Here is a 20,967-nt window from a genome sequence, read left to right on the forward strand (position 1 = left end):
GCCAACGGTTGCCCTCGCTTTCGTGGGCGGCTTTTTGGTTGCGATGGGGTGACGCTTCAGCTCACCTGTGCAGTGGTTTAGCATTGTGCTCCTCCCGGTATGGCAGGGATGGAATACGTGCATCTGCATGCATGACGCATTTGATAGGTCGTACAGGATGAATTCAGACTGGCATGTGCATCTTTTTATGAGGCTGGTGATTGCGTTCAAGGGCAGTCGCTTGATTCACCCGGTTTGGAGTAAGTAGTTCACATGAATTTTTTCCGTGCATTATTCCTGTAACGTGTTATGGCTATGGTCAGGGTTGGGTGCGTTGGCTTACTGCGTGAACCAAAGCATGGAAGGGTGAGCATGTATCTCTATTTCTGCAATGACCGGGGATGTACGGGCCATATCAAGGGTTGGGAGCGCTGCGATGACTTGCTGGCTGCGCCAAGCGCGAGAGAGCGGCTGGCGCGGAGTCGGATCGCCCAAGTTCCTGCCGGCGAGGATCGCGCGGCCGAGCCGCAGGCGGCAAACGGCACGTCGATCAGCGGGCAGGAGCCGCTCAACGGCGCGGACATCACCTGGATATAACTTCTCCTCGCCTCGTCCTCCGCCTTCCGGCCGAACGGCGACTCTCCGCCCGCCGTTCGGCCGAATTTTTCGAGGCTTGCCTTTCCGGCGCTAAGTCTTATCCTCGCTAGCTGTCAAAACGAATTTCCGACAACCACGCCGCGATCGCCCGGGTCTGCCCGAGCGCCCGGCGCTTCCGCGCGGTTCGCCGCGCCCGTGAGGCGACAGTGAACAAGGATTCCATTCTCAAGGATTCCATCCATATTGAAGGCGCAAGGCAGCACAATCTCAAGAACCTGACCGTGGATATCCCCCGCGGCGAACTGGTGGTGGTCTGTGGACCGTCCGGCTCCGGCAAGTCCACCCTGGCCTTCGACATCGTCTACGCCGAGGGCCAGCGCCGCTACGTGGAGTCCCTCTCGGCCTACGCCCGTCAGTTCCTGCCCCAGCTCGACAAGCCAGACGTGGACAAGATCGAGGGTCTGTCTCCGGCCATCTCCCTGGAGCAGCAGACCACCTCGCGCAACCCGCGTTCCACCGTGGGCACGGTGACCGAGATCTACGACTTCCTGCGCGTGTTCTTCGCCCGCCTGGGCACATTTTACTGCCCCCAGTGCGGCAAGCCCATCGCGGCCCAGGCCAGCGACCAGATCGTGGAGGAGATATCCGCCCTGCCCGAGGGCACTCGTTTCATGCTCATGGCCCCGCTGGTGGAGCACCAGAAGGGCACGCACAAGGAGCTGCTGGCCAAGCTCAAGCGCGCGGGATTCGTGCGCGTGCGCCTGGGAGGCAAGAAGGGCGAGGTGCTGGGCATCGACGAGGTGCCCGAGCTGGAAAAAAACAAGAAGCACACCATCGACCTGGTGCTGGACCGCCTGGTTTCCAAGCCGGACATGCGCAAGCGGCTGGCCGATTCCGTGGAGCTGGCTCTGCGCTACGGCGGCGAGCGGCTGTACGTGGCGACCATGGGGCCCGGCGACATGGAGGAGCGCATCTTCTCCACCCAGTCCGTGTGCCCAACATGCAAGATCAGCCTGCCCAAGCTCTCGCCGCAGCTGTTCTCCTTCAACTCGCCCCAGGGCGCCTGCCAGCGCTGCCTGGGCATCGGCAGTGTGGAGTATTTCGAGCCGAACCTGCTGGCGCCCAACAAGGGTTTGTCCCTGGCCGACGGCGCGCTGCTGCCTTGGAAGAACTCCAAGGTCATGGCCCGACACCGGGAGGATCTGGAGCGTTTGGGCCGCAAGTGGGGCTTCGATATGGCCATGCCCATTGGCAAGTTCCCGCCCGAAGCCTGGCAGCACCTGTTCCACGGCGATAAGGAGCTGGGCTGGCGGGGCGTGGTGCCGCTATTGGAAATGGGCGAGTCCATCAACCGCATCTGGCGCGACGAATTGTCGCGCTTCCGCCAGTCCGCGCCCTGCCCGGTCTGCCACGGCGCGCGGCTCAAGGACGAAGCCCTGGCCGTGCGCGTGGACGACAAAAACATCTTCCAGTTCACCTCGCTGCCCATCTCGCGCGCTCTGGATTGGCTGCAGGAACGCGAGTTCAAGGGACATGAGCGGGTCATCGCCGAGCCGCTCATGAAGGAGCTGACCCACCGGCTTGGCTTCCTGGTCAACGTGGGCCTTGATTACATCAGCCTGGCGCGCAACATGGCCACGCTCTCGGGCGGCGAGGCTCAGCGCATCCGCCTGGCCGGCCAGCTCGGCTCGGGCCTGGTGGGCGTGACCTACGTGCTTGACGAGCCATCCATCGGCCTGCACCCGCGCGACAACGAGCGGTTGCTGTCGACGTTGCGCAAGCTTCAGGGCCGGGGCAACACCGTGCTCGTGGTCGAGCACGACGAAGCGACCATCCGCGAGGCCGACCATGTGCTGGAGCTTGGGCCTGGCTCGGGCCTGCTGGGCGGCGAGCTGGTCTTCGCCGGCCCGTCCTCCGGGCTCATGAACGGCGCGCAGACCCTGACCGCTAAGTATCTGCGCGGGGAGATGAAGAACGAGATACCGGACACGCGCCGCGAGCCCCAGGGCCATCTGTCTCTTTCGGGCGTGACCACAAACAACCTGAAGGACATCGACTGCGCCTTCCCCCTGGGCTGCCTGGTCTGCGTCACCGGCCCTTCGGGTTCGGGCAAGAGTTCGCTGGTGGTGGATTCGCTGTACAAGCACTTGGCCCTGTCCCAGGGCATCCGCGTGGAAGAGCCGGGCCAGATCAGGGGCATTGAAGGAGCGGAGCGCATCGAACGCATCGTGAGCATCGACCAGTCGCCCATCGGCCGTACTCCGCGTTCCAATCCGGCCACGTACACCAAGATCTTCGACGAGGTGCGCAACATCTTCGTCGAGACCAAAGAGTCCAAGGCGCGCGGCTATAAGCCAGGCCGCTTCTCCTTCAACGTGCGCGGCGGCCGCTGCGAAGCCTGCCAGGGCGACGGCGTCATCAAGGTCGAGATGCACTTCCTGCCCGACGTGTACGTGACCTGCGACGTTTGCAAGGGCAAGCGCTACAACCGCGAGACCCTGGACGTACGCTACAAGGACCTGAACATCTCCGATGTCCTGGACCTGACCGTGCGCCAGGCCCGCGAGCTGTTCAAACATTATCCGGCACTGGACCGCAGGCTGTCGGTGCTGGAGGACGTTGGCCTGGAGTACATCCGCCTGGGGCAGCCGGCCACGACACTCTCGGGCGGCGAGGCCCAGCGCATCAAGATCTCCCGCGAGCTGGGCAAGCGCAGCCTGCCCGGCACGCTGTACATCCTGGACGAGCCCACCACGGGCCTGCACATGCACGAGGTGGGCAAGCTCATCCACGTACTGCACCAGTTGGTGGACAAGGGCGCGTCGGTCATCGTCATCGAGCACAACGTGGACATCATCCGCGCCTCGGACTGGGTCGTGGACCTGGGGCCGGGCGGCGGCGAGGCCGGCGGGCGTATCGTCAGCCAGGGCACGCCCGAGCATATCAAGGCCGATCCCGATTCGGTTACGGGGCGTTTCTTGGAGTAGAGAAAAGGCGGGAAGTCCGCACTGCTCTTAATGGGGCTCCGTTCCAAGAGGAACGGAGCCTTTTTATTACTGCCTAGGCCGTGGAAGGGATTTGGACGGTGCTTCTCTCCATCCGCTTTCAGCACTGAAGTTCAACGGTTTTTGTCTGTACGGGAGAAAAGAATCGAAATCGATACTATGACCGTATCACTATTGATAGTCATGCGGTGGACCTCGTATGGTCTTCAGTGAAAACATGTAATCATTTCTGTATATTAAATGTTGTAGTTGGCGTGGCATGCGCCTTGCTCAAAGGAGGGAAAAACACCAGGAGGTTTTTGTGGCTATAATGCTTAAGGAGCGGCCGATCATTATGCTCGGCCCTGAAAGGTCCGGCACTACATTGATCATGGCAATGCTTGGCTGCCATCCCAGAATTGCAGTGCCTGAGGTCGTCTGGTACTACTCTCGCTTTCGTCCATACCTGCACACCTATGGCGATCTGTCCAAGAAGGACAATTTCCATACCTTGGCCTCTGAGATGGTGCATGGCCTGAAAACCCCGTACTGGGGCATGAAGGTTAATCCCAGAACCATCGTGGACGAAATCGTGGCCAGCGCACGCGAGCAGAGCTTCGCCGGTCTCTATGCCGCCATGTTCGAACGCTATGCCAGGGAGACGGGCAACAAGCCGCGCTGGGGCGAAAAGACGCCTTATAACCTATTCTTCGTCGGATCTATTCTTCAGGATTTCCCCAACGCTCAGTTCGTCTACATCACCCGCGATGGACGCGACGCCTCGGCGGACTACTTGGAGTCTTCATTCGGCCCCACGAACATCTACAGCGCGGCCAAGGTCTGGAAGATGTGCATGAACGCGGTCAAGCCCTGGCGCGAGAAGCTTAGGGCCGACCAGTGGTTCGACATCAGCTACGAGGAGCTCGTTCGCGAGCCCGAGAAGGTGCTGCGCGCCACCTGCGACTTCCTGGGCGAAGAATACAGCCCGCAGATGATGCATTTCCACAGCTCCGACATCGGCAAGGCCCGCGGCAATACCGAGGACCACAAGCCTCTGGGCAGCCCGGTGAGCGACAAGTACATCGGCATCTACAAGGATCTGCTCAGTCTGCGCGACCAGCGAATCTTCGCCGCCGTGGCCGGCAAGGAACTGGAGGAGGCCGGCTACGAACTTGATGTGAAGCCCGAGATGCCTCTGCCCGCGAAGATCGAGAAGTACGAAGAGTGGGACGGCCGCATCCGCGCCGCTACTCTGGACGGCCCCGAAGGCCATATCGTCTACGAGAGCTACAACGACTGGCTCATGGACCAACGTGAGGAGCGCAAGAAGAAGGGCCTGTGGACCGACGCCGATGTGCCGGCCGGAGTCTATCCCCTGGGCACGCCCGAGGAGGAGCTCATTATGGGTCAGCGAGCCTGGCGCAAGTGGAAGACCCATTTCAGCATCAAGCGCGACTACAACGGCAAGCTGGCTCTGTAGGCCATCACTCCTGAGGCTGGCGGACGTCCCGCCAGCCTCCCTTCGCATCACCTACTCTGCAGGGGAGAGCGTGTCATGAGGGAGAACGAGGTACAAAGCCAGCCCGGCAACGGCCGGAACTGGCTGCACATCCTGCTCGGCCCGGCCATTTTTCTGGCCGTGCAGTTCATTCCATTCTTCGGTCCGCTGAACGCCCGCATGGGCTTCGGCATTCTGTTCTGGATGGTCTATTGGTGGGTCACCGTGGCGGTGGACATCAAGGTCACCTGCTTGGTGCCGCTCTTCGTAGTGGCCTTCCACGAGTACATGCCTCTAGTAAAGGTCCTGGAATCCTATGCGCACAAGGAATTTTTCCTGATCCTCGGCACGAGTATCGTGACCGTGGCCTGGGCTCGCTGGGGCTTCGCCAAGCGCATGGCCCTGCACTTCCTGCTGCGCTTCGGCAACGACACGCGTAAGCAGATGATCGGCTGGTTCCTGCTCACGGGCCTCATCAGCTTCGTCATGGGCAACACGCCCGTGGCGGCCATTTTCGCTCCCGTGGCCGTGGCCGCACTCATCTACGCCGGCTATGAGACCTTCGAGCAGCGCTGGAACAGCAACGCGGCCTCCAACGTGCTCATCGCCGTGGCCTGGGGCGCGTCCGTGGGCGGCATGGCCACGCCGCTGGGGGGCGGCCAGGCCGTGGTTACCCTGGGCATGCTCCAGAAGTATGTGGGCCACGAGATCTATTTCCTCGATTGGTCCCTGCGTATGATCCCGGTTTCGCTTGTCGTCATCGCGGCCATGTGCGCCTTCATGTGGCTGTTAATGAAGCCCGAGGTCCAGACCTTCAAGGGCGGCCGAGAGTTTTATCGCAAGGAGCTGGAGGCCATGGGTCCCTTCAGCTATGAGGAAAAAGTTTCTTGTTACGGCTTCCTGCTCATCGTGCTCCTGGCCCTGTTGCGGCCCGCCTATGTCGACATGGTCAAGGGACCGTTCTTCGCCTGGTTGCAACCCGGGCGCATGTTCTTCATCCTGGCCTTGGTGCTCTTCTTCATGCCCTCACGCCGCAAGTCGGGCGAAAACATCGTGTCCATCGACGCCCTGAAGAAGCACTTCCCCCTGGCCATATTGTTCATCTGGCCGGCCTCCGTGGCCTTGGGCCGCATTCTCAACCAGACCGGCGCCAGCGCGGTAGTGGGCCAGTGGCTCGGCGGCGTGTTCGCCTCGGGCGGCGACATCTCGGCCATCGTGGCCTTCAGCCTCGGCGGCAACGCCCTGTCCCAGGTCACCTCGGACACGGCCGCGGCAGGCGTCATGATCCCCATTGTCATTGAAGCCTTCAAGAACTGGGGCGGCATGGAATACGGTGCGGTGCCCTTCATCTGGTCCGTGGGCGCGGCCATCAGTTGGAGCTACGCCGTAGCATCGTCCACCGGCGCCCAGGGCATCGTGGCCGGCTTCGGCGCCAACCTCAAGCGCATGTTCGTCTATGGCATGATCGGCGGGGTAATCTCGGTTGTCGTGTCCACTCTCTACTTCATCGTGACCATCGCGCTGCTCAAGTCCGATTTCTATCTACTGCCTCCCGGCCTCTAACCTCACTCCCTCAACCCTAACCCCGGGCGGGCGCTATGTGCCCGCCCGGAATAAAGAGAGACTCAGCATGTCGATCCTTCTTCTGGCTCTCGTATCACTTATCGTAGGCACGCTCATCGGCTGTGTCGGCGTGGGCGGCATCCTGCTCATCCCGGCCCTGGCCGTTTTCTCGGGCCTGACCACGCATATGTCCATGGCCACTGCACTGTTCAGCTTCATCTTCACCGGCGTGGTCGGCACATGGCTCTATCAGCGCAAGGGCAGTATCGACTGGGGCATCACCATCCCGGTCTGCCTGGGCGCGGTGTTCTTCGGCTACCTGGGGGCCATGGTTAATTCGCATATGAATGCCGTCTATCTGAACATCGCCCTGGCCTGCATCATCATCTTCGCCGGCATTTACACGTACCGGCCGTACACTGGCAAAGGCCTTATGGCCGCCGAGGGCGGCACGAGAGGAAAGCGCCTGGCGCTGTTCACAATCGGCGCCGCCGTGGGTTTCGGCTCGGGCCTGACTGGCGTGGGTGGTCCTGTGCTGTCCGTGCCCATGATGGTCATACTCGGCTTCGCCCCCCTGACCGCCATCGCCACGAGCCAAGTCATCCAGATCGTGGCAGCGGTTTCCGGAACTATCGGCAACCTCAAGTTCGGCGGTATCGATTTCACGACGGGCATGTGGGTCACGGCCGTGGAGCTCGTCGGCGTAGCCATCGGCGCGTACATCGCGCACTGTTCCGGCGCCAAACGCTTGCGGACCATCGTGGCCGTGGTGTGCATCGTCGTCGGAGGATTTATTCTTTTAAAGTCGCTGATAGCGCTAGCTTGAGCAAACATTGCTGGACCGGCGGCGCTTAGTCGAGAATCATGACTCTGCCGCCGGCCCCCTCATCCGATTCCGCAAGGGTGGAAACACCCCCGTGGAGAGAGGGGCGCTCCTTTCTTGCTTTCTCTGGCGCTTCATATGCTTGCCAGCCTCAAGAAGGGTGATTATTGCCAGGGCGTCCGGGCAATTCCTTCCCCGGGCAGGAGGAATTCCCATATGCCCGGCTTCAAGCCCTTCAAATTCGCTTTTGTCTCCAGCTCAGAACAAATCGCCCGCACGGTAAAGGCCTTCGAGGACCCGGAGCTGGAGCATATCGAGATTCGGCTGTCCAGTATGGAAGAGGCTCTGCCAGTGGCTAGAAAGTGCCTGGCCGACGGTGTGGAAGTTGTGTTTGGCGGTGGGGCCACTGGGCGGCTCCTGCGCGAGCAGCTCAGACTGCCCGTGGTGACGATCGCGCGCAGGGATATCGATGTGATTCGAGCGCTCCTGCTTGCCAGGGAACGCTCCCGGAAGATCGGGTTGACGAGCTTCGGCGGATCGGTTTCGGGCGTTGAGATTATGGCCGAAATCTTGGACGTGGATGTGCGTAAATTGGAGTTCCGCTCCACACCCGAACTGGTGGCATGCATCACACGCGCCGTGGAGGACGGTTATTCTTGTATCGTGGGCGGCGGCATCTGCAAGACGATCGCCGATTCCGTGGGCGGAAAGGGTTTTGTGGTCGTGCCCGGAGATCGTGTCATCCAGCAGGCCTTGGATGAGGCGCGTGTCATCGCCGCGTCCCAGCGACGCAATCAGCAAGAGGCCGAACGGCTGCGGGTCATTCTGCACTCGGTCAAGGAAGGCGTCGTGGGGATCGACTCCAACGGGAAGATCGATCTCATGAACCCCGTAGCTGCTGAGATGCTGCGCCTGGACGCCGAGAAGGTTCTGCACGGGCCCATACCGGAGGCTTTACGCACAGCCGGTCTGCACAGGGTTCTAGAGAGCGGCGAGGCCGAGGTGGACCAGTTCCGGCGCGTGGGCGGCGTGGACCTGGTCATCAGCGCCATGCCGTTCAGTGTTTCCGAGGACACGCGGGCCGTGGTGGCTACCTTCACACGGGCCTCGCGCATCCAGGATCTGGATCGCAAGCTAAAGGAACGCTTATATTCCAAGGGGTTCGTGGCGCGCTACCGCATGGGCGATCTCAAGGGTTCCTGCGAGGCCCTGGTTAAGCTGCGTGACAAGGCCACCCAATATGCGGCCACGGATGCGGCCATCCTCATCCAGGGCGAGACAGGTACGGGCAAAGAGATCCTGGCACAGGGCATCCATGCGGCAAGCCCCAGAAGAGACAAACCTTTCGTGGCCGTGAACTGCTCCGCGCTGCCCGAGTCCCTGCTGGAGAGCGAGCTCTTCGGCTATGAGGAGGGCGCGTTCACCGGCGCCAAGCGGGGCGGCAAGCAGGGGTTGTTCGAACTGGCCGCGGGCGGGACATTGTTCCTGGACGAGTTGGCCGACATCGCGCCGAGCCTTCAGGTGCGCCTGCTGCGCGCAATCGAGGAGAAGGAGATCATGCGCGTGGGCGGCGACAGGATCATTCCCGTCGATGTGCGCATCGTCGCCTCGACCTACAAGGACCTGGCCCAGGAAGCCAGGGGTGGCCAATTCAGGGCGGATCTCTATTTCCGCATTGCTACGCTCAAGTTGCACAGCGTACCTCTGCGCGAGCGAATCAAGGATATACCAGCCCTTTTAGAGTCCCTGCTCGCACGCTACCACATCCCCGAGACCCTCTTGCCCCTGCCGCTCTCAGCGGCTGTCCTGTCCCGCATGGCCACCCATTCCTGGCCGGGCAACGTGCGTGAGTTGGACTCGTTGGCGCAACGCTATGCCGCCCTGGCCGGAATGGCTGATGGCGATGGTCAGGCTCTGTTGCTGGAGATCATGGAAGAGTTGGCCCTGGAGGCCATGCCGGCATGCGCCGGGAAGCCAACCCGGCTGGTCGTGGATTACGGAGTGTCGCTCAAGGAACGCATGCGCGAGCACGAGCAGGATATCATCGCCGAGATCCTTCGGCAAACCGGCGACAACAAGGCCGAGGCCGCCAGGCAACTGGGCGTGAGCGTCAACACCTTGTGGCGCAAGCTGCGGGGGGATTAACCACGGCTGCTCCGAGCCACATGTCGCTTGAACTCAAGCGGATCATCGGGGAGTTGCGGAAGGCCTGAAGCGGAGGGATAGCCTGCTGGCATCCTGTTTTTGAAAAGCTCCATCCAGACAAGGATGGAGCTTTTCGCGTGCAGGCCAACCTCTCGACTACACGTCGCCCTTGGCGTACGAACTGTGCTCGGCAGTAATGTGAAGAACCAAGCAGACCACGCTCTAACTCATGTCGGAAGCGGACGGATGGCTGGTGATAGCGCCGGAAAGCTTGACGTTTCTTTGCCAAGTCAGAAATTTAGCGAACCTTAATTTCGGGTGATCAGCATGCAGAATAAGCAGATTATCATATCGGCGCCTGGCAAATCGGTGTTGATGTCGAATTCTCTCCCCCTGGTATTCATCGCCGGTCCCTGCGCCATGGAAGGTCGGGATTTCGCCCTGCGTACGGCCCTTGAGCTCCGGGAAATTTTCGAGGCCGCCGGTGTGGATTTCATTTACAAATCCTCCTTCGACAAGGCCAACAGGACCTCTTCAGGCTCTTTTCGCGGCGTGGGCATGGACGAAGGCCTGGATATTCTTGCCGAGGTGCGTGAGAAGGCCGGCGTGCCCGTGATCACGGACGTGCATAGCCCCGAGCAGGCCGCGCCCGTGGCTGCGGTAGTCGACATGCTGCAGACTCCGGCCTTTCTTTGCCGCCAGACCGATCTCATCCGCGCCGTGGCTGCCACCGGAAAACCCGTGAACATCAAGAAAGGTCAGTTCCTGGCGCCCTGGGACATGAAAAACGTGCTTTCCAAGGCCTTGGAAGAGGGCAATGAGCAGATCGCGCTTTGCGAGCGGGGAGCGAGCTTCGGCTATGGCAACCTCGTCGTGGACATGCGTTCGTTTGCAATCATGGCCGAGACCGGCCAGCCCGTCGTCTTCGACGTGACCCATTCGGTGCAGTTGCCGGGAGGCCTGGGTTCTAGCAGTGGCGGCCAGAGGCACTTCGTGCCCACGCTTGCGCGGGCCGGAGTGGCTGCCGGCGTGGCAGCCTTGTTCATGGAGGTGCACCCGGACCCGGACAAAGCTCCGTGCGACGGGCCGAACATGATTCCTTTCTCGGAGTTGCCAAAGCTGCTTCGGCTGCTCAAGGAAATGGACGCCCTGGCCAAGGGACTTTAGAGTAGATTGCTTTTAAGACGCCCGCTCCGGCGTTGACGGCGCAAGTGAATTGCGCCTACGCCTACGCGGCGGCAAGCCATGCCGACGCATGGCTTGCAGAGCATTTTCAAAAGCAAAATGCTCTAATACTTGGTGGGGTGCAGGTGCTTGCGTAGGCAGTAGACGCAATCCGCAGGGCAGCTTTTCGGCTGCGTCAAGGCTGGAGCACGAAGAGCTGATCCTTGAGCAGTTCGAGATCCTCCTCGACCTCCGGGTGGCTGGCGGCGATGGCCTCGAACTTGCGCTCGGCTTCCTCCCAGTTGCCGCGTACTGCATCGGCGCTGGCCAGGGTGATCAGGGCATCGAGGTTGTCGGGATCGATCACGAGCATGCGGTTGGCGACCCGCTCCATGGCTTCGGCGTCCATGGCGTAAAGCGAGATGTTGGAGAGCATGGACAGCCCTTGGAGTTCGTCGGCTGGATAGGCGCGGATGTATTCCTCGGCGGTTCTGAGTGCGTCGTCCAAGCGGCCGGCCTCGATAAGGGCTGTAACGAGATAGTTGTAGCGTTCCTGGCTCGGCCCCCCCAGATCCATGGCAATGCGAAAGGCCGAGGCGGCCCGATCGGGATCGAGCTGCAGCAGCCGTGTGATGCCGAGCAGGTGGTATGCATCTGCGCTTGGCAGGCTAGCGACCACTAGGCGCAAGTCTGCCTCAACCTCGTCAAGGAGCTCATAGCGCTCCTCGTTGTTCGGCAGGCTTCCCAGGAATTCCTCCCCGGGTGGTTCAGAGTTTCCGACTTCCGATGCGGGAGGGCCTGACGGGATATGCACGACGCCTATACGTTCCAGCCGGGTGCGAGCCGTGGCGAGCAACGTGGCGGCCTCGTCGTCCGACAGAACACTCTGCTCCGGCTGGTCGGCACAGAAGCCGTGAACGGCAACGCATAGCACAGCCAGAATAATCAAAGACTGGAACACGCGCATACCACACCCTCGCAACGCTTTCCCAAAGACGATCTTGCCATGGGAATTTTGCGGCCTGTCAGCGGTTATCTGTACGAATCCACAGGATATGCACAAAGAGAGCCAGGATAATGCATGCACTTTTGATGACTTGCAAGCCCGCTCGGTTTGCGGGAGATAATAGGCTGATCCATCGTTTCTACCGGCTGCCGTGCGTGTCGGACAGGAATCATGGATTACAGACCCTGGCTGTTTACATGAACCGGGTACGCCTGCCGGTGAGTATGGCGGTTGCAGGCTAGCGCTGGCTAAGGGTCTTGAGGTTGAGCTTCCGCAGGATGCATCCTGACATGCAGTGGCCGTTTGAGATCAGTGCCATCCCAGGCGCGTGGCCAAGCGAGTCAGGAAGGAGCTTTGCGGTGCGGATTGACTCGGGATCGTCAAGGCGCTCAGAAGCCGCTGAAATCCCGAGGGGCGGCCGAACAGCGGTATATCGAAGCGTAAGCCGCATGCTCGGCGATCGACCCAGACCATACGCACCCTGCGGCCGTCCAGGTGGTGTCCGAAACGGGGCATGCGGCTTCCTGACAAGGTGAAGATCGCGCCGGTCACAATCTTGGGAACGCCTTCATCCTCGGATTGACTGAGGCGGACGCCGCCCATGCCGATATCATGGATGAGCATATGCGTTGCGCCACCATGTTTGTCCAGCAGCGAACAGGCGCTCACGCCTTCCTGGAGGACGTCAAAGCGCTGCCATTTCCTGCGTTCCCGCCACTGCATAGACCCTCCTGAGGGTGTACTAGCCAGGATGCAGAGAGGAACGAGGAACCGTCAATGATTGTGGCAAAATCATTCCTTCGGCTGGCTCATGCGGCTGATGGAATACGGGTTCAACTTCAGCAGCCGGGCTGCCTTGCGATTCATGGCGATGAGTCGAAGCCGGCCAATTTGCGGCGGCCGAAAGCCCAAGGGGCGGCTCGTCAAAGTGGATTAGGGTCAACCCTCAGCAGGGTTATCGAGTCTTAAATCAGCCGTTTGCCATTGTTTGCCGCTTTGGCTATTGCAAACGGCTAACGGCGGATTCATTCCCATTTCCATACAGCGGCGGCCACGCAGCATGGCCATGCCATAGTCGAGGAGGCGGTGGACAAGATGCGTATACTGGTGATCGGATCTGGCGGCCGCGAGCATGCCATGGCCTGGAAGCTTTCCCAAAATCCGCGGGTGGAACGGTTGTTTATCGCTCCGGGCAACGGCGGCACGGCCGAGGCCGGCGAGAACGTGGACATCAAGGACGACGATATTCGCGGCCTGGTGGCCTTCGCCAGGAAAAACAGCGTGGATCTCGTGGTGCCCGGGCCCGAGCTGCCGCTTGTGCTGGGCGTGACCGACGCCATGACCGAGGCTGGCATCCCCTGTTTCGGTCCGGATGCTTACGCGGCCAAGCTGGAGGGCAGCAAGCTCTTCGCCAAGACGGTCATGCGCGAGGCGGGCGTGCCGACGGCCGGTTTCGCCATGTTCCAGGACGTCAAGGCCGCGCGCGAGTTCGTGCGTGATCGCGGCGGTCCGGTGGTGGTCAAGGCCGACGGCCTGGCCGCGGGCAAGGGCGTGGCCGTGTGCCACACGGTGGAGTGCGCGGAGCAGGCATTGGAAGAGATGCTCGTGGCCAACAGGTTTGGCGGCGCGGGCAGCAAGGTGCTCGTGGAAGACCTGCTGGAGGGCGAGGAAGCTTCTTTCCTGGCCTTCTGCGACGGCGAGCGTGTGGCGCTCATGCCGTCCAGCCAGGACCACAAGGCCATCGGCGATGGCGACACGGGCCCCAACACGGGCGGCATGGGCGCCTACAGCCCGGCTCCGGTGCTGCCGCGCTCCAAGTGGGAGGAAACGGCCGAGCTGGTCATACTGCCGATCATCCGGCACATGAAAGCCGCCGGCCATCCCTTCAGGGGCGTGCTGTATGCCGGGATCATGATGACCGAGGCCGGCCCCATGGTCCTGGAGTACAACGTGCGCTTCGGCGACCCAGAGTGCCAGCCGCTGCTTATGCGCCTGGACTGCGACTTGACCGAGGTCATGCTGGCCTGCGCTCAGGGCAGGCTCGATCCGGCCATGGTGCGCTGGAAGGACGACACGGCCTTGTGCGTGGTCATGGCTGCCCAGGGCTATCCGGAGAAATACGAAAAGGGCATGCGTATCGAGGGCATCCGCAATTCCGAGGAGCTGCCCGGAGTTAAGGTTTTCCAGGCCGGTACCCGGCGCGAGGACGGGCTGGTCATTTCGTCGGGAGGCCGTGTGCTGGGAGTCACGGCCCTGGCTCCGAATTTGGCCGCTGCCCAGAAGTTGGCCTATCAGGCCATTGAGCGCATTCAGTTCCCAAAATCATACTTCCGCCGGGACATCGGGGCCAAGGGCCTCGGAAGGGGAGTGTAATGACCGTCAGTAAGGTCAACCTGGCCGAGAAGTTCGGCCAGTTCCACGATCACTGGAATCCGCGCGTAGTCGGTGAGCTCAACGGCCAATTGGTCAAGCTGGCCCGTTTGCAAGGCGAGTTCGTGCGCCACACGCATGAGGTCGAGGACGAGCTGTTCATGGTCGTCGAAGGCGAGTTGATCATGCGTCTGGACGAGGGCGATCTGCATATTGGTCCCGGAGAGTTCTGTATCGTGCCGCATGGCGTTGCCCACCAGCCCGTGGCTCCCCGGGAGGTCAAGGTGCTCCTCTTCGAGCCGGCGGCTACGTTGAATACGGGCGACGTGCGCAACGAGCGCACAAAGGATAGTCTGGACAGGATTTAAGAAATCCGGAAGGAGTCAGGCATGGCGAAAGTCGCGATCTTCATGGGCAGCATCTCGGACGAGGAGACTGTACGACCCTGCAAGGATGTGCTGGACAAATTGGGTATCGAGTGCGTGTACACCGTGACCTCTGCGCACCGCACGCCTGACCGCACGGCCGAGCTTGTGGACGATCTGGAGAGCCAGGGCTGTCAGGTGTACATCTGTGCAGCGGGCATGGCCGCGCACCTGGCCGGCGCCGTGGCCGCGCGCACCATCCGTCCTGTGATAGGCATCCCGGTCACGGCCTCGGCCCTGGGCGGCATGGACGCGTTGTTGTCCACGGTCATGATGCCTCCGGGCTTCCCGGTGGCCACCGTGGCCCTGGACAAGGCCGGCGCTCGCAACGCGGCCTGGCTGGCGGCGCAGATTCTGGCGCTGTCGGACGATGAAATCGCCTCGGCCATCAGGAAGGCGCGCGGGGAATTCCGCATTGATGTGGCCAAGGCCGCGGAGAAGCTGGCAAGTAAGGAATAGGCTACAGACAGGTTCAGGCTGGCCCGTTTGCCTGCGAAGGTGCAAAAAAGGCGGGCCGCCTCCTATCTCAGGGGGTGGCCCGTGGCGTGCGCTGCCTCAAGCTTGAGGCGCACGATATGGGTCGGGAAGTACTCCTCTTCGGGGTCGCACAAAGGGCAACCGTCGGAAAGGATCATGCAGCTCAGGTCGAGTTGCAAGGGGTTTAACCCGGACCAGAGAATGATATCGGCGGTCTGGTCGGGCTCCAGCAGCACGGGCTGTCCGCACCGGCTGCACTCCGCGTACAACAGGTCGTTCGCGAATCGCTTAGGCATCATGCTCCACTTTGGGTTGAGGACTGATTCCCAAGTAATCATCCCCTCTGAGATGTAAAGTCGGTCTGTCGGGGATGTTCGGACGCTTGATCCGAATTTCGCCGACAAGATTGTCGGACAGAATCCCTCGACTGTCAAAGAAATCCTGACATGGCTAAGGTTTCCGTATCTATAGCAGATTGCTTTTAAGACGCTCGCTCCGGCGTTGACGGCGCAAGTGAATTGCGCCTACGCCGAAGCTAGCTGCAAGCCATGCCGACGCATGGCTTGCAGAGCATTTTCAAAAGCAAAATGCTCTGGCGGTTTTCTGGCGAGCCGAGCAATACGCCACGCCTTGGACCAAAGCCCATTGGCATCATCAGGGGTGACCTTCTCCAAAAGCGTACGCGGTGCCCTGTGACGGGCCTCCTCGTGTGAGTCTTATTTCGTCCGAGGCAATGGCATACGGCAAGCTGATTACGCCTTCCTGGCCTGTAAACAACGCTATAGCTTCAACAAGTAGTCAACCACCGCTGACTTGCTCTTCGCATCCATATCCTTGAACGAGGGCATGACGCCCACGGGCTCGTTGAGCTGGCGCAGCAGGTTGGCCTCGTTCACGGGCCTGTCGCTTACGGGCAGGGTGCCTCGCGCGGCGAGATTCTTGAGTCCTGGGCCGAAGCCGCCCTGCACTGAATCGCGTGGATGGCAACCGGCGCAACGGCTGTTGAAGATCTCGGCTCCCAGGCTGGAGATGTCCTCGGACGTGTCGGCTTCGCTACGGTGCCAGGCGAAGGTCAGGACCATGATCGCCATGAGTCCGGCAGTGATCAAGGACGCGTTACGGAGCGCCGTGGTTCGCATAGGCAGCCTCCCGGCTGTCAATCCAGAAATGAAAAGTATTCGAGTCGAATCCTTCGCTCGGGCACGCCGAGTTTGCGCAGGTTCTGCAGTAAAGAGCGCACCAGCCCAGGCGGGCCGCACAGGTAAAAAGCCTTGCGCAGGCAATCCTGGCCACACTGGCGGGCGATGAACTCCTTGTCGATATGGCCGCTTTCCCCAGGCCACTCAGGCCCCGGCTTGCTCAACACGTGCACCACCGTGAGCCGTCCGCTGCTCTCGGCCGCCATCTCGTCCAGCTCCTTGCGGAAGACGATGTCCTGCTCCCGGCGGTTGGCGTAGAGGAGCAGCACGCGCCGATCCGCCGCCGTGTCGTGCATGTGGCGCAGCATGCTGCGCAGTGGGGTTATGCCGATGCCGCCGGCTATGAAGACCATGTCCTTGTCCTCGGGATGGAACAGGTAGGAGAACCTGCCGAAGGCCGCGTGCACCGTGGCGGTGTCTCCGGGACGGGTCTTGCCGATGGTGGCCGTGAAATCGCCCACGGCCTTGACGGTCGAGGAGATATAGCCGGTTTCAGTGGGGCTGGAGGAGATGGTGAAGTGGTGTTCCTCCTCTGGCAATCCTCGGCCGTGGCGGTGCAGGGTCAGGAATTGGAATTGGCCGGGCAGGTAGCCGAAGCGCTTGTGGCCCTTGGGCGGGGCCAAACGGATGGTCCAGACGCCTTCCGCCTTGGGCCTGACCTCGACAACGCGATAGGACTGGCGTCCCAAAAGAATAGGCCGCACGATCCGATGGTAGGCGAACAGCGCGAAGATGATCCCGAAAGCGGCGAACCACGCCGTGCGCATGACGTTCACCTTGAGGTCCTGACCGGCATTGCTGCTATGCAGCAGGACCAGCACCAGCAGCGTTGGTCCCAGCATGTCATGGGCGAGCCGCCAGCGCTCGAAGCGAATCTTCATCCTGCGGCGCAGGAGGCTTACCGTGACATTGATGGCCAGCACGAGTAGGGCCAGCCGTCCGACCGTGATATACCAGGGCGTGTCCAGGCTCCATAAAAGGCTCCAGCCTGCTCCGCCCAGAACCAAAAAAATGGGGTGCGGAATGAGCATGGCCAAGCCGAGCACGGCCATGTTGCGATGGAAGCGCAGAAGCATGTCCAGGCCGTAGGGTCGTTCCACCCATTTGAGTCTAGCCGCCAGCACGACTTGCAGCAGGAGCAGCGTCGCGCCGGACAAGGCCAAGCCTCGGCCCAGTTCATATAGGAATGAGGATGATGCCTCGTGGGCCAGAGTCGCGGAAAGGGCAAGCGGCGAGCCGAGCACGACGATATAAAGGAGCAGGAGCAGTAAGCCACGTTTCATGCGGTCTGCGCGCCTTTGTCTGCTGAAGGGTGTCGGTCGCCATGGCGGATTCGCCAAAGCCCAACCGGTCATTATACCGTCATAATAGCAGGAACTTGGCGGCGTATGTCAATACGGATGTGATGCAAGAAGGGATGTATGGCCATGGCAATCAAGCCGGCTCGGTATCCTCGTGGCTGTAGGCCGGCGCGCAGCAGCAAAGGATGATCAGGTTGTCGGGGCCGGGGTTATCGAGGCCATGTGGAGTTCCGGGGGGAATGAGCACCGTGTCGCCGGGATTCACGGCAAAGCGCTCCCCGGCCAGGAGCACGACGCCCTGGCCGGACAGCACATGATAGAGTTCCTCGCTCTTGGCGTGGCGGTGGACCAAGGTCTTGGCGCCTGGCTGTATCACTGCTTCGGCCAGGCTCTGGTTGCGAACTCCGGCATGCACCGAGGGGTGCATGAGTTCGCGCACCGTGGAGCCGTCCTTGGTGCGGTACGGCTCCACTTGATCACGACGTGTGCGCATTGTCTTCATTCGGTCCCGCCTCAGTAAACCTGCTTGAACAGGTCCTCGCCTTCAGCCGGCGTCACGCCCATTGTCGCGGGCGAGTCCGAGCCGGTGGCCATCTCCGTGGGAGCGGAGCCTTCCAGGAAGGGCAGGAAGAGGCTTTCCGTGGAGTTCGGCCCTGCGAGCAGGCCGCTCTGGGGATCGATGCTTACCATTGTCACGCCAGCCGGGCGGGGAAAGTCCTGGAATGGGAACTGCTCCTCCACTGCCGCACGGTAGTCGACCCATATGGGCGAAGCGGCTCGTGCGCCGGTCTCGTACTTGCCCATGGGCTCGTTTGAGTCGAAGCCCACGAACACGCCCGTGACCAGATAGGGCGTAAAGCCGAGGAACCAAGCGTCACGCTCGTCATTGGACGTGCCGGTCTTGCCCGCCACCGGCCGCTTCAAGGCCTTGGCCCTCCAGCCCGTGCCGCTTTGGACGACATCCTTGAGCATGCTGGTCACGATATAGGCGGTCTGCGGGCTGATGGCCTCGACGGGCTCGGGTTGCGAGGCATACAGGCTTTCGCCCCAGGCGCTGACCACGTCGAGCACCAGGCGCGGATTTATGTAGGAGCCGCCACGGGCAAAGGCGGTGTAGGCCTGGCAAAGGTTGAGAGGCGTGACAACCGCCGAGCCCAGGGCCACGGACAAGTCCTGGGGGAAGTTGGACACGAGCCCCATGGCCTTGGCCCGTTCGATGATGGTCTTGATGCCGATTTTTTGGGCGATGCGGATGGTCACCAAGTTGCGCGATTTGACCAGGGCCGTGCGCAGGAGCGTGGGTCCGTAGAACACGCCCTCGAAGTTGTCGGGCTTCCATATCTGCGACGTGACTTCGTCGGTGTAGACCACGGGCGCATCGAGAAGGACACTGGCCGGTGTGTAGCCGTTGTCCAGGGCCGCGGAGTAGACGATGGGTTTGAAGGCCGAGCCGGGCTGACGAAGGGCCTGGGTGGCGCGGTTGAACTGGCTGCGTTGGAATGAATAGCCGCCCACCAGCGCCAGCACCTCGCCCGAGTCGGGGCGTATGGACACCAGGGCGCCTTCCACGCTCGGCTCGCGCCGCAGGGCCAAGCTCCAGCGAGCTTCATTCGGCTGAGCGGGCTTCTTGAGCACCTCGGCCCAGACCACATCGCCTGACCGAAGCACTGTGGTTGCATCGGTGACGGGCGGAACCTCTTCGGGGGATTTCTGCGCGTCGGGCTCGCGTGCCCAGCTCATCTGAGCCAAAGGAATTTCACCCGTCAAATCACCAAAACGCACCAAGGCGCCCTGAGGCGAAACTTGGGTCACGAGAACCTTGAGCCAGGATCCGGGCTCAAGCGCCTCGGAGGGCAGAGCCTCGTCGGCAAGGAACATGGCGTGCTCCTCGGGCCGCAGGCGCATAAGGGAACCTTCCCAGCCTCGGCGGCGGGCCGACTCTTCAAGCCCCTTGCGCATGGCGTTCTCGGCGGCTTCCTGGTGTGTCATGTCCAGGGCCGCGCGCACGTGCAGGCCGCCTTCGTAGACTGCCTGCTCGCCATAGCGCTCCACGAGCCAACGCCGCACTTCCTCCAGGTAATAGGCCCCAAGCTTCCAGGACGGGTCGGGCATGCTCTTGAATTCCAGAGGCTCGACCAGGGAGCGTTCGTACTGCTCGCGGTTGATCCAGCCGGACTCGAGCATGCGGTTCAGCACGTAACGCTGGCGGTTAATGGCCGACTCGGGGTGCTGATAAGGATTGTAGTTGGAAGGGGCCTGGGGCAGCCCGGCCAGCACGGCAGCCTCGGCCAGGCTCAACTCATTTACGTGCTTGCCGAAATAGGCTCTGGCCGCGGCTTCAACTCCGTAGGCGCCCGCGCCGAGGTATATCTGGTTGAGATAAATGGTCAGGATCTCTTCTTTGGTCAGGTAGCGCTCCAGGCGATAAGCCAGGATGGCTTCCTTGATCTTGCGCGAGTAGCTGCGCTCGGGCGAAAGCAGGAGTTGCTTGATGATCTGCTGGGTGATGGTCGAGCCGCCCTGGCGGATGCCTCCGGCCCGCATGTTTGCGAGGAATGCCCTGGCAATGGCCATGGTGTCCACGCCATCGTGCTGGTAGAAACCGGAATCCTCGGCGGCGAGGAATGCTTCGGGCAGGTACTTGGGCATTTCGGCCAAGGTGACCAGGAAGCGTTTTTCCTTGTAGAAATAGCCGAGCACCTTACCGTTGCGCGAATAGACCGTGGTCACCAGCGGTGGATTATAGTCGGCGATGCGCTTGAAGCCGGGCAGGTCCTTGGAGGCCCACACATAGAGTCCCACGGCTCCGGCGGCCAGGGCCGTGATGCCGAAGGCCATGATAACGAGGGTGACGATCAGGATCTTTTTCATCTGTTACTTCTCGCAAAGCTGACGATTGGCCGTGGCATGCCACGCTCCGGGGGAAGTCCCCAGGCTAGGCGCAGCCTGGCGTGCAATTCGCGCGCCTTGGCTGGGGTCGATGTGAATTTTCGCAGGAGCATGGCCATTCCGCGGGCTTCGCGCCGGGCTAGGCAATCGGCTCCCAGGACCATGATATCTCCACCACTCACCCAGAAGGGAAAGAGACGGCAGTAGTACGGCCGGGCCTCGGTGGGAAGCCTGCAGCCGGTGTCGGACAAAAAAATGCACTTACCGGACGAATCCACGGCCAGGCGAAAGTGGAATTTGCGGGGATGGAACAGCTCCTCCACGAGTTTCTGCTCGCCGGGAAAAAGTGTGGCCACATGGCTCACGAAGGCGGAGGAATTAGCTTCCTGCGCGAACCAGCCTTTGTTGACGACGAAATCGCGGATGCGGTCCATCTCGATGTCCGAAAGCGGAAAGCAAAATTCCTCCTGCCCCGGCGCAAGCTGGCAGCAGGTAGGGCCCATGGATGCGCATCGAGCGCAAACGTATTCACAAGACATGCATGAAT

Annotated in this window: 18 protein-coding genes; 10 read left to right on the forward strand and 8 right to left on the reverse strand. The window is 61.5% G+C overall.

What is annotated here, in order from left to right; genetic code table 11:
* Positions 1-351: 351 nt before the first annotated feature.
* The 7 genes from H585_RS0114375 to kdsA all read left to right on the forward strand — a co-directional run bounded on the left by H585_RS0114375 (position 352) and on the right by kdsA (position 10,756).
* Positions 352-576: a hypothetical protein gene (locus tag H585_RS0114375; RefSeq protein ID WP_014258481.1), complete on the forward strand. Its 225-nt coding sequence runs from the start codon at positions 352-354 to the stop codon at positions 574-576.
* A gap of 206 nt (positions 577-782) precedes the next feature.
* Positions 783-3,563 (forward strand): excinuclease ABC subunit UvrA, encoded by a 2,781-nt coding sequence (uvrA, locus tag H585_RS0114380; protein WP_014258480.1) that lies wholly within the window; start codon positions 783-785, stop codon positions 3,561-3,563.
* Between the two features lie 328 nt (positions 3,564-3,891).
* Positions 3,892-5,040, forward strand: coding sequence for a sulfotransferase family protein (locus tag H585_RS0114385; RefSeq protein WP_244432559.1), 1,149 nt, complete (start codon positions 3,892-3,894; stop codon positions 5,038-5,040).
* 75 nt (positions 5,041-5,115) lie between these two features.
* Positions 5,116-6,621 carry an SLC13 family permease gene (locus tag H585_RS0114390; protein ID WP_051183164.1) on the forward strand — a complete coding sequence of 502 codons (1,506 nt, stop codon included), beginning with the start codon at positions 5,116-5,118 and terminating at the stop codon, positions 6,619-6,621.
* Between the two features lie 67 nt (positions 6,622-6,688).
* Positions 6,689-7,447, forward strand: coding sequence for a sulfite exporter TauE/SafE family protein (locus H585_RS0114395; protein WP_027368319.1), 759 nt, complete (start codon positions 6,689-6,691; stop codon positions 7,445-7,447).
* 213 nt (positions 7,448-7,660) lie between these two features.
* Positions 7,661-9,589, forward strand: coding sequence for a sigma-54-dependent Fis family transcriptional regulator (locus H585_RS0114400; RefSeq protein ID WP_027368320.1), 1,929 nt, complete (start codon positions 7,661-7,663; stop codon positions 9,587-9,589).
* A 375-nt stretch (positions 9,590-9,964) separates the two neighbouring features.
* A complete protein-coding gene (kdsA, locus tag H585_RS0114405; RefSeq protein ID WP_237707658.1) occupies positions 9,965-10,756 on the forward strand; it encodes a 3-deoxy-8-phosphooctulonate synthase in 792 nt (263 codons plus the stop codon).
* A gap of 193 nt (positions 10,757-10,949) precedes the next feature.
* Here the strand turns inward: kdsA and H585_RS0114410 are convergent, their stop codons facing one another.
* Positions 10,950-11,720, reverse strand: a complete 771-nt coding sequence (locus H585_RS0114410; RefSeq protein WP_014258477.1) for a tetratricopeptide repeat protein — start codon at positions 11,718-11,720, stop codon at positions 10,950-10,952.
* A gap of 348 nt (positions 11,721-12,068) precedes the next feature.
* Positions 12,069-12,482: a PilZ domain-containing protein gene (locus H585_RS0114415; RefSeq protein WP_027368321.1), complete on the reverse strand. Its 414-nt coding sequence runs from the start codon at positions 12,480-12,482 to the stop codon at positions 12,069-12,071.
* A 372-nt stretch (positions 12,483-12,854) separates the two neighbouring features.
* On the opposite strand from H585_RS0114415, the gene purD reads away from it, so the two are divergent.
* From purD to purE, 3 genes are read left to right on the forward strand one after another with little or no spacing between them, the layout of a single operon-like run.
* Entirely contained in the window at positions 12,855-14,132 is a 1,278-nt protein-coding gene (gene purD, locus H585_RS0114420; RefSeq protein ID WP_027368322.1) for a phosphoribosylamine--glycine ligase, read from the forward strand.
* The gene (locus H585_RS0114425; RefSeq protein WP_027368323.1) at positions 14,132-14,497 is read left to right on the forward strand and encodes a cupin domain-containing protein; all 366 of its coding nucleotides are present in this window, start codon (positions 14,132-14,134) and stop codon (positions 14,495-14,497) included. The genes purD and H585_RS0114425 overlap by 1 nt, the downstream gene beginning before the upstream one ends.
* 21 nt (positions 14,498-14,518) lie before the next feature.
* A complete protein-coding gene (purE, locus tag H585_RS0114430) occupies positions 14,519-15,013 on the forward strand; it encodes a 5-(carboxyamino)imidazole ribonucleotide mutase (protein WP_014258473.1) in 495 nt (164 codons plus the stop codon).
* Positions 15,014-15,075: 62 nt separating this feature from the next.
* On the opposite strand, the gene H585_RS0114435 is transcribed toward purE, so the two are convergent.
* The 6 genes from H585_RS0114435 to H585_RS0114460 all read right to left on the reverse strand — a co-directional run bounded on the left by H585_RS0114435 (position 15,076) and on the right by H585_RS0114460 (position 20,959).
* Positions 15,076-15,327 carry a hypothetical protein gene (locus H585_RS0114435; RefSeq protein WP_014258472.1) on the reverse strand — a complete coding sequence of 84 codons (252 nt, stop codon included), beginning with the start codon at positions 15,325-15,327 and terminating at the stop codon, positions 15,076-15,078.
* A 483-nt stretch (positions 15,328-15,810) separates the two neighbouring features.
* A complete protein-coding gene (locus H585_RS0114440; protein ID WP_014258470.1) occupies positions 15,811-16,170 on the reverse strand; it encodes a c-type cytochrome in 360 nt (119 codons plus the stop codon).
* A gap of 17 nt (positions 16,171-16,187) precedes the next feature.
* Positions 16,188-17,513, reverse strand: a complete 1,326-nt coding sequence (locus H585_RS0114445; RefSeq protein WP_027368324.1) for a ferredoxin reductase family protein — start codon at positions 17,511-17,513, stop codon at positions 16,188-16,190.
* A 151-nt stretch (positions 17,514-17,664) separates the two neighbouring features.
* Positions 17,665-18,033: a cupin domain-containing protein gene (locus tag H585_RS0114450; RefSeq protein ID WP_027368325.1), complete on the reverse strand. Its 369-nt coding sequence runs from the start codon at positions 18,031-18,033 to the stop codon at positions 17,665-17,667.
* Between the two features lie 11 nt (positions 18,034-18,044).
* Positions 18,045-20,402 carry a penicillin-binding protein 1A gene (locus H585_RS0114455; RefSeq protein WP_027368326.1) on the reverse strand — a complete coding sequence of 786 codons (2,358 nt, stop codon included), beginning with the start codon at positions 20,400-20,402 and terminating at the stop codon, positions 18,045-18,047.
* Positions 20,399-20,959, reverse strand: a complete 561-nt coding sequence (locus H585_RS0114460) for a YkgJ family cysteine cluster protein (RefSeq protein WP_005988109.1) — start codon at positions 20,957-20,959, stop codon at positions 20,399-20,401. The genes H585_RS0114455 and H585_RS0114460 overlap by 4 nt, the downstream gene beginning before the upstream one ends.
* Positions 20,960-20,967 lie beyond the last annotated feature (8 nt).

This window comes from Desulfocurvibacter africanus subsp. africanus DSM 2603 (assembly GCF_000422545.1).
Lineage (GTDB): Bacteria > Desulfobacterota > Desulfovibrionia > Desulfovibrionales > Desulfovibrionaceae > Desulfocurvibacter > Desulfocurvibacter africanus.

Bases quoted from the DNA above. Each gene is read 5' to 3' on its own strand.
- H585_RS0114375 (WP_014258481.1), top strand. From the start codon at position 352: ATGTATCTCTATTTCTGCAATGACCGGGGATGTACGGGCCATATCAAG.
- H585_RS0114385 (WP_244432559.1), top strand. From the start codon at position 3,892: ATGCTTAAGGAGCGGCCGATCATTATGCTCGGCCCTGAAAGGTCCGGC.
- H585_RS0114390 (WP_051183164.1), top strand. From the start codon at position 5,116: ATGAGGGAGAACGAGGTACAAAGCCAGCCCGGCAACGGCCGGAACTGG.
- H585_RS0114395 (WP_027368319.1), top strand. From the start codon at position 6,689: ATGTCGATCCTTCTTCTGGCTCTCGTATCACTTATCGTAGGCACGCTC.
- H585_RS0114400 (WP_027368320.1), top strand. From the start codon at position 7,661: ATGCCCGGCTTCAAGCCCTTCAAATTCGCTTTTGTCTCCAGCTCAGAA.
- kdsA (WP_237707658.1), top strand. From the start codon at position 9,965: ATGTCGAATTCTCTCCCCCTGGTATTCATCGCCGGTCCCTGCGCCATG.
- H585_RS0114410 (WP_014258477.1), bottom strand. From the start codon at position 11,720: ATGCGCGTGTTCCAGTCTTTGATTATTCTGGCTGTGCTATGCGTTGCC.
- H585_RS0114415 (WP_027368321.1), bottom strand. From the start codon at position 12,482: ATGCAGTGGCGGGAACGCAGGAAATGGCAGCGCTTTGACGTCCTCCAG.
- purD (WP_027368322.1), top strand. From the start codon at position 12,855: ATGCGTATACTGGTGATCGGATCTGGCGGCCGCGAGCATGCCATGGCC.
- H585_RS0114425 (WP_027368323.1), top strand. From the start codon at position 14,132: ATGACCGTCAGTAAGGTCAACCTGGCCGAGAAGTTCGGCCAGTTCCAC.
- purE (WP_014258473.1), top strand. From the start codon at position 14,519: ATGGCGAAAGTCGCGATCTTCATGGGCAGCATCTCGGACGAGGAGACT.
- H585_RS0114435 (WP_014258472.1), bottom strand. From the start codon at position 15,327: ATGCCTAAGCGATTCGCGAACGACCTGTTGTACGCGGAGTGCAGCCGG.
- H585_RS0114440 (WP_014258470.1), bottom strand. From the start codon at position 16,170: ATGCGAACCACGGCGCTCCGTAACGCGTCCTTGATCACTGCCGGACTC.
- H585_RS0114445 (WP_027368324.1), bottom strand. From the start codon at position 17,513: ATGAAACGTGGCTTACTGCTCCTGCTCCTTTATATCGTCGTGCTCGGC.
- H585_RS0114450 (WP_027368325.1), bottom strand. From the start codon at position 18,033: ATGAAGACAATGCGCACACGTCGTGATCAAGTGGAGCCGTACCGCACC.
- H585_RS0114455 (WP_027368326.1), bottom strand. From the start codon at position 20,402: ATGAAAAAGATCCTGATCGTCACCCTCGTTATCATGGCCTTCGGCATC.
- H585_RS0114460 (WP_005988109.1), bottom strand. From the start codon at position 20,959: ATGTCTTGTGAATACGTTTGCGCTCGATGCGCATCCATGGGCCCTACC.